The following is a 6,407-nucleotide window of genomic DNA, read 5'->3' as shown; positions in this document are numbered from 1 at the left end:
AATCGATCGCGACTTCACCATTACAATTGTCGACAATCCAAGCCTAAATGCCTTTGCAGTACCTGGTAGCATTATTGGCGTAAACGCAGGGTTATTCTTTAACGCCAATACCGAACAAGAATTTGCATCCGTTATTGCTCACGAACTCGCCCACCTCAGCCAAAGACACTACGCCCGCATGCTCGAACGACAAAAGCTTGCGGCGCCACTGACACTCGCCGGCTTTCTGGCAAGCGCAATTATTGCTGCGACAGCTGGTTCAGAAGCTGGCGTCGCTGCACTGGCAAGCACTCAGGCACTTAGTGCAGAGAAACAACTAAAGTTTTCACGCAAAAACGAACAAGAGGCTGACCGCCTAGGTATTAAGATTTTAGCAAATTCAGCTTTCGACCCGCGAGCAATGCCAAAGATGTTTGAACGCATGTACAAACAAACACGGCTCAGAGCAGAGAGCCTCCCAGAATATCTATCAACACACCCTCTGTCCGATACGCGAATTAGTGATACGCGAGGGAGGGCTGAGCAGTACCCCAGAGCACGCTATCGAGATGACATTGACTTTCACTTTAGTAAAAACATGATCATTAGTGACTATGCGGAATCCAGGCAAGCTGCAGTTGAATACTTCAACAATATTCTGCAAAAGGGTAATACGACACAAATTAGTACCGCGACATTTGGCCTTGCCTATGCTCACCTAAAAACCAAGCCCCTCAAAACGATTGAGCTTCTGGAAAAACTATTAGAGCAGTATCCTAACCAGATATCGATCAACACCATCTATGCGCAAGCATTATCCAATGCCAGCCGCCACACCGATGCAATCAGCACCCTTGAGCAACAATTAAGCAGGAACCCTCACAACTACTCTTTATCTCGAGCGCTGGCAAAAGCGTATCTTGATGCAAACAAAATTAAGGAATCGAATCATCTACTCACTAAAATGAGCCTACGTTACCCTGAAGACCCCGAGATTTGGTACTTACTTGCTGAGGTAGCGGGGCTCGCTGGTGATATCGCGCATTTGCACCAAGCACGAGCAGAATATTTCTACCTTACCGCTAGAATGAATCAAGCTATCGAGCAGCTTAGCCTTGCCTTGAAAAAAACCACAAGTGAGCTTGATGAACTTAAGATCCAGTCAAGACTGGACCTCTTCTATGCCATCAAAGAAAACCCGCTGTTTTAAACGCGCAAACAGGGTGAATGGAAAGCCAAAGTTATTTACAACGTAGCTGAGAAGTCTAGCATTCTCTGAAGGGACTTAAGTGCACCGGCTCTTAATTCGGAGTCGACCTCTACTTCGCCACTCCCCTCACTTAATGCCAAGTACATATTTTCCAGGTCGTTCATTGCCATCCACGGGCAATGTGCACAGGATCGGCAGGTCGCTCCAGAACCGGCAGTGGGCGCTTCGATAAAGACTTTCTCAGGCGACAACTGCTGCATTTTATAGAAGATACCGTTATCTGTAGCGACGATAAATTCTTGATTCGGCAACTCTTGCGACGCTTTGATAAGCTGAGTCGTTGAACCGACCGCATCAGCAAATTCAACCATACTTTGCGGAGATTCCGGATGCACAAGTACCGCGGCATCAGGGTAAACCTTCATAAGGTCCTTTATACCCTGCCCCTTAAACTCCTCATGAACAATACAAGAACCCTGCCACATTACCATGTCAGCCCCTGTTTGCTTCTCTATGTAGTTACCTAAATGCTGATCAGGCCCCCACAGTATCTTTTCACCACGTTTATCAAGATAACTTACAAGCTCTAAGGCCATGCTTGAGGTGACTACCCAATCTGCACGGGCTTTAACAGCGGCGGACGTGTTAGCGTAAACAACGACAGTTCGATCAGGGTGCTGGTCACAAAATTCTTCAAACTGTTCAATCGGGCAGCCAATATCTAGTGAGCAAGTCGCTTCGAGCGTTGGCATTAGTACAGTTTTTTCCGGGCTGAGTATCTTTGCCGTTTCGCCCATAAAGCGCACACCAGCAACCAACAGAGTCTCAGCTGAGTGTTCCTTACCAAACCTCGCCATCTCTAGAGAGTCTGAAATGCATCCCCCAGTCTCTTCAGCCAATGCCTGTACAATAGGATCTGTATAGTAATGCGCAACGATAACGGCGTTCTTTTCTTTAAGTAGCGATTTAATCTTCTCTTTGTAATCTGCAACCTTGGCCTGATCTAATTCTCTAGCCGAGAGATGCTCATGCGCTAAATGCTCTTGAACCAAAACGCGATCTTCAATACTTGCCATGTCGTTCCTATCTAAAGATATATCTAAAGTTCGAATCTATTTTTCTTACTAACTAGAAGCCACTCAAACACACAATACACTAATGTGAAGCTGCACCTAAAATTTGGGTGCCATAGTATAATCCTTGTGACAGTAAAATCTATAATTGATTGAGTACCAACGCAAGCAGATCGAAGCAGCGAGCGCAGACTAACAAATGACTATATGTTAAAACTAATGAATTAGCTGGAAATATTGGGACAGCGGACTTTCGAAGGGAATGGTGGGTCGTGCAGGATTCGAACCTGCGACCAATTGGTTAAAAGCCAACTGCTCTACCAACTGAGCTAACGACCCGATGAGGCGCATATAGTAATGATTTTTAAGAAAATAACAAGCGCAATTTCAAAAAAATTACATTAGTTTTACAGTTTTATAAAATTATACGAAAAATCTATAAAATTCAGTCGCTTAGCGATTGATCTTATAACTTTTTGCTAGTTTGGCAGCGGTACTATCAGGAAATTGCTTTTGAACCTCACTTAAGTATCTTTGAGACTCAGTCGGGTTCTGTAAGCGATCATATGCCACACCAAGCTTAAATAGAGAGTCAGCAACCTTACTGTGACCAGGGTATGCCTGCACAACGATAGAGAAAGCTTGTCTAGCCTGCTCTAGCTGAGGTAAGACTAAGTAAATCTCTCCCAACCAATAATAGGCATTACCTGTTAAAGGCCCATCTGGGTATTTCTCGATAAACGTGTAGAAACTTGTAACCGCCTCGTCAAACTTTTTGTCTTTGATAAGCCCATAAGCCTCTTGATATGCCTGCTTTGCTTCAGCCGAACTGGCTTTTTTGGGCTCGACAGCGACATCAGTAACAACACTTGCTTTCGTACCTTCTGACTCTCCATTCACACTTAGGCTAGGCGAAACGACTGAGGATGTATTGGAAACAGTAGAACTCGACCCACTTGACTTGGCTTGCTTGGACAAAGCCAACACTCTTGAGTCCAGGTCAAGATATCTAGCCTTCGCATTTCGCTTTAAGTGACGTATCTCATTAGCTTGCTCTTCTACAACACCTCTAAGAGCCTTAAGCTGCTGCTGCAATTCCTCGATCATAAAAAACAATTCACTATTTGCAGAGCTTTGAACCGGCAGTGCGACAGGCGCACTAACAGGCCGAGCCGAAGGCAACGCTGTTTGTTCAGCAGGCGCTGACGCTTCGGGCGCAGAATTGTTTTGTTCTGACTGAAAAATTAGTGTTCGCGCAGAAAGAGGAGCAGAAATAACAAGAAAGGACAGGAGGGTAACTGGTAATAGCGCCGGAGCTGAAAAACAGCTCCGCGCGAGAGTCTTATCAATAATCATAATGATTATTGATACTCAATATAAGCTCTTCGGTTTTGAGCCCATGCTGCTTCGTTATGGCCAGCATTTGCAGGACGTTCTTCACCGTAGCTAACTACTTCAATTTGAGCTTTAGAAACACCATTTACAATTAGGAATTTAGCAATCGAGTTACCACGACGCTCACCTAATGCAACGTTGTAACCCTTAGTGCCACGCTCATCACAGTGACCTTCAATCACAACTTTTGACGATGGGTTAGCAGATAAGTAAGCCGCGTGAGCTGCCAATGCAGGACGTGACTCAGACTTAACGGTTGACTGGTCAAACTCAAAGTAAAAAGTTCTCATTTCACGCAAAGCGGCTTGCTCGGCCATAGCAGCTTCTTTAGCTCTTTGAGCAGCCTGCTCTTCAACACTAATTTGATCAGCGTCTGGTGCACCTGAAACTGTACCGCCGGTTGAAGCACTGTCTTCAGATTGGTTTTCGTCTTGTGCAGCTGGAACTTCGTCTGCAGTGAACTCATCTTCAGTACTTAAGCTTTCACAACCAGTTAGTACTAAAATCGAAAAAATAAGCGCCAGGAACAGCTTGATCGAATTTAATTTCATCATCTTACCTTCATTTTTTTGGTGGGGATTCAAGTATTCTTTGTCAAATCGTACGCTTTTCACACTAAAATCATTTGACTTATTATCATACAAAGCTTACCGGATGCACTATAAAACACAAGCGGGTTTTAGCGAAAAGCTTTTATTTTTACCGGTTTATATCCAATAATTAATAATCTACAAAAAAGGTGACCAGGCAGGCTCCAGCACATCGCCCTTATTAGATGGTAAAAAATATTTCGCACCACCATCAACCGATACCACCGCTAAAACTTTGCTACCACCGCGCAAGGTCGAATATATAATCATACGCCCATTTGGTGAAACACTTGGCGACTCATCCAGCGATGTTGAGGTGAGAATTCTTTGATCCCCCGTCTCGATATCTATTTCTGCAATATGAAAACCTTGATCACCCGGCTCGGTACTTTTGTGGACGTAAAAAATACTATTACCGTCGCGGCTGTAGCGAGGCCTGGTATTATACTTCCCAACAAAGCTCAAGCGCTCCGGAATACGATCTCTCAGAGACATACGATAAACCTGTGGGCTCCCGCCCCTGTCACTTGTAAATACGACACTTTTACCGTCCTGTGACCAGCTTGCCTCGGTATCAATACCTGAGTCGAATGTTAATCGCTCAGTGCGATCACGAGCCAAGTCATAACTATATAACTCGGCGTTGCCATCTTTCGACAAGGTCATTACCAGAGAGGAATCATCTGGCGACCACATAGGCGAGTCATTCAAGCCTTTAAACGAGGTCACCTTTCTTTGATTTCCTGAAATCACATGCTGAATGTAAATTGCTGGGCGACCAGAGTCATAAGACACGTAAGTCAGGTGCTGCCCATCATTAGACCATGAAGGAGACAACATAGGCTCGCGACTAGTAAACAGTGTATAAGCCCCTTTCCCATCAGCATCTGCAACATTTAGGCGGTACTGACGCTGCTTGTTGGTTAACTCTTTAACGGTTATATATGCGATCTTGGTAGAAAACACGCCTTGGACACCCGTAATCTGCTGATACACACGGTCACTAATATAATGCGCTGTTTTTCTAAGGCTTGTAGGGCTTGCTTTTACTCGCTCGCTAATGAGAGATTTTTGAGTAAAGATATCAACAAGTTCATAGTCTACTATTACCTGCTTAGAACCATTTTGATGCGTGACACTCCCAACAACAATATAACTCTGCCCTAGCCTACGCCAGTCTCTGAAGTGCACCTGGTCGAAGCGTTCAGGTAAGCCGAGCATACGCGAGGTCGGCAAGGTATCAAAATCACCACTTCGTTGAAGATTGTTTGCAATAATTTTGGATACATCCTCAGGCAATGGCGATGCATTTTTATTTGCAAACGGAACGATCGCAATAGGCTGAGCACTTGCCGAGCCCACCTCTATTTCGATTACAAGCTCGGCATTTACTGCTGCCGATACAAATGCAGTTAATATCAGTATTAGAAACTTCTTCATTCAAACCTCAGAATTTCGTCACAAGAACATTTATCTAAAAAACGTTCACTAATCAACAGGTGAAAATCGCATCGAGAACTTACGAAAGTGCCGATCAAATATATTTACATCATCAGGAACAGGATAGGTACTAATGCTGCTAGCAGCATGCTCTGCTGAGCGATCATAGACCGGGTTTCCGCTAGTACTTTTAATCCCAACCGCTTTTAACTCACCGCTTGGTAAAAGCTCTATTGTTAAGGTGACGCTTAAACCGGTTGATTTGGGAGGAATACGCCATCTGGTTTGCACCTTACGTTTAATTGCAGCCATAAAACGCTCGACCTCACTCACTTCAAAGGCATGCGTGGCTTCGAGCTCAGCTTGGCGCGCCTTTTCTTCAGCAGCTTTTGCTTCTAAAAGTCGATCCTCTTCAAGCTTACGCATCTTTTCCAGTAAGACTTTCTCTTGAGCTTGTCGAGCCAATTCACGCTCTTTGATTTTTAGGGCTTCTTCAAGTTCCAGTGCTTTTTTCTTTTCCAGTGCCTTTTTCTTCTCCAGAGCCTTTTTCTTCTCTAGAGCTTTTTTCTTCTCTAGAGCCTTTTTCTTCTCCAGAGCCTTTTTCTTCTCCAGAGCTTTTTTCTTCTCTAGAGCCTTTTTCTTCTCCAGAGCTTTTTTCTTCTCCAGAGCCTTTTTCTTCTCTAGATCCTTTTTCTTCTCTTGAGCCTTTTTCTTCTCTAG

General features: G+C 44.4%; 6 protein-coding genes and 1 tRNA gene. 1 reads left to right on the top strand and 6 read right to left on the bottom strand.

Going from position 1 to position 6,407, the window contains the following annotated elements; translation table 11 throughout:
• Window positions 1-1,189, top strand: a 1,189-nt coding sequence (locus A3756_RS11575; RefSeq protein ID WP_068553538.1) for a M48 family metalloprotease, incomplete at its 5' end; no start/stop codon positions are given.
• 35 nt (window positions 1,190-1,224) lie between these two features.
• Here A3756_RS11575 and nadA read toward each other — a convergent pair.
• The 6 genes from nadA to A3756_RS11545 all read right to left on the bottom strand — a co-directional run bounded on the left by nadA (window position 1,225) and on the right by A3756_RS11545 (window position 6,353).
• Window positions 1,225-2,265 (bottom strand): quinolinate synthase NadA, encoded by a 1,041-nt coding sequence (nadA, locus tag A3756_RS11570; protein WP_068553537.1) that lies wholly within the window; start codon window positions 2,263-2,265, stop codon window positions 1,225-1,227.
• Window positions 2,266-2,525: 260 nt separating this feature from the next.
• Window positions 2,526-2,601, bottom strand: a tRNA-Lys gene (locus tag A3756_RS11565).
• Between the two features lie 114 nt (window positions 2,602-2,715).
• Window positions 2,716-3,618, bottom strand: a complete 903-nt coding sequence (ybgF, locus tag A3756_RS11560) for a tol-pal system protein YbgF (RefSeq protein ID WP_068553536.1) — start codon at window positions 3,616-3,618, stop codon at window positions 2,716-2,718.
• A 5-nt stretch (window positions 3,619-3,623) separates the two neighbouring features.
• Window positions 3,624-4,211 (bottom strand): peptidoglycan-associated lipoprotein Pal, encoded by a 588-nt coding sequence (gene pal / locus A3756_RS11555; protein WP_231872114.1) that lies wholly within the window; start codon window positions 4,209-4,211, stop codon window positions 3,624-3,626.
• A gap of 174 nt (window positions 4,212-4,385) precedes the next feature.
• A complete protein-coding gene (gene tolB, locus A3756_RS11550; RefSeq protein ID WP_068511018.1) occupies window positions 4,386-5,687 on the bottom strand; it encodes a Tol-Pal system beta propeller repeat protein TolB in 1,302 nt (433 codons plus the stop codon).
• A gap of 48 nt (window positions 5,688-5,735) precedes the next feature.
• Complete coding sequence (locus tag A3756_RS11545; protein ID WP_231875525.1) at window positions 5,736-6,353, bottom strand: cell envelope integrity protein TolA; 618 nt, start codon at window positions 6,351-6,353, stop codon at window positions 5,736-5,738.
• Window positions 6,354-6,407 lie beyond the last annotated feature (54 nt).

It is taken from the genome of Oleiphilus sp. HI0086 (assembly GCF_001635225.1).
Note: the sequence above shows the minus strand (reverse complement) of the source record. Positions and strands in the feature narration are given on the sequence as shown.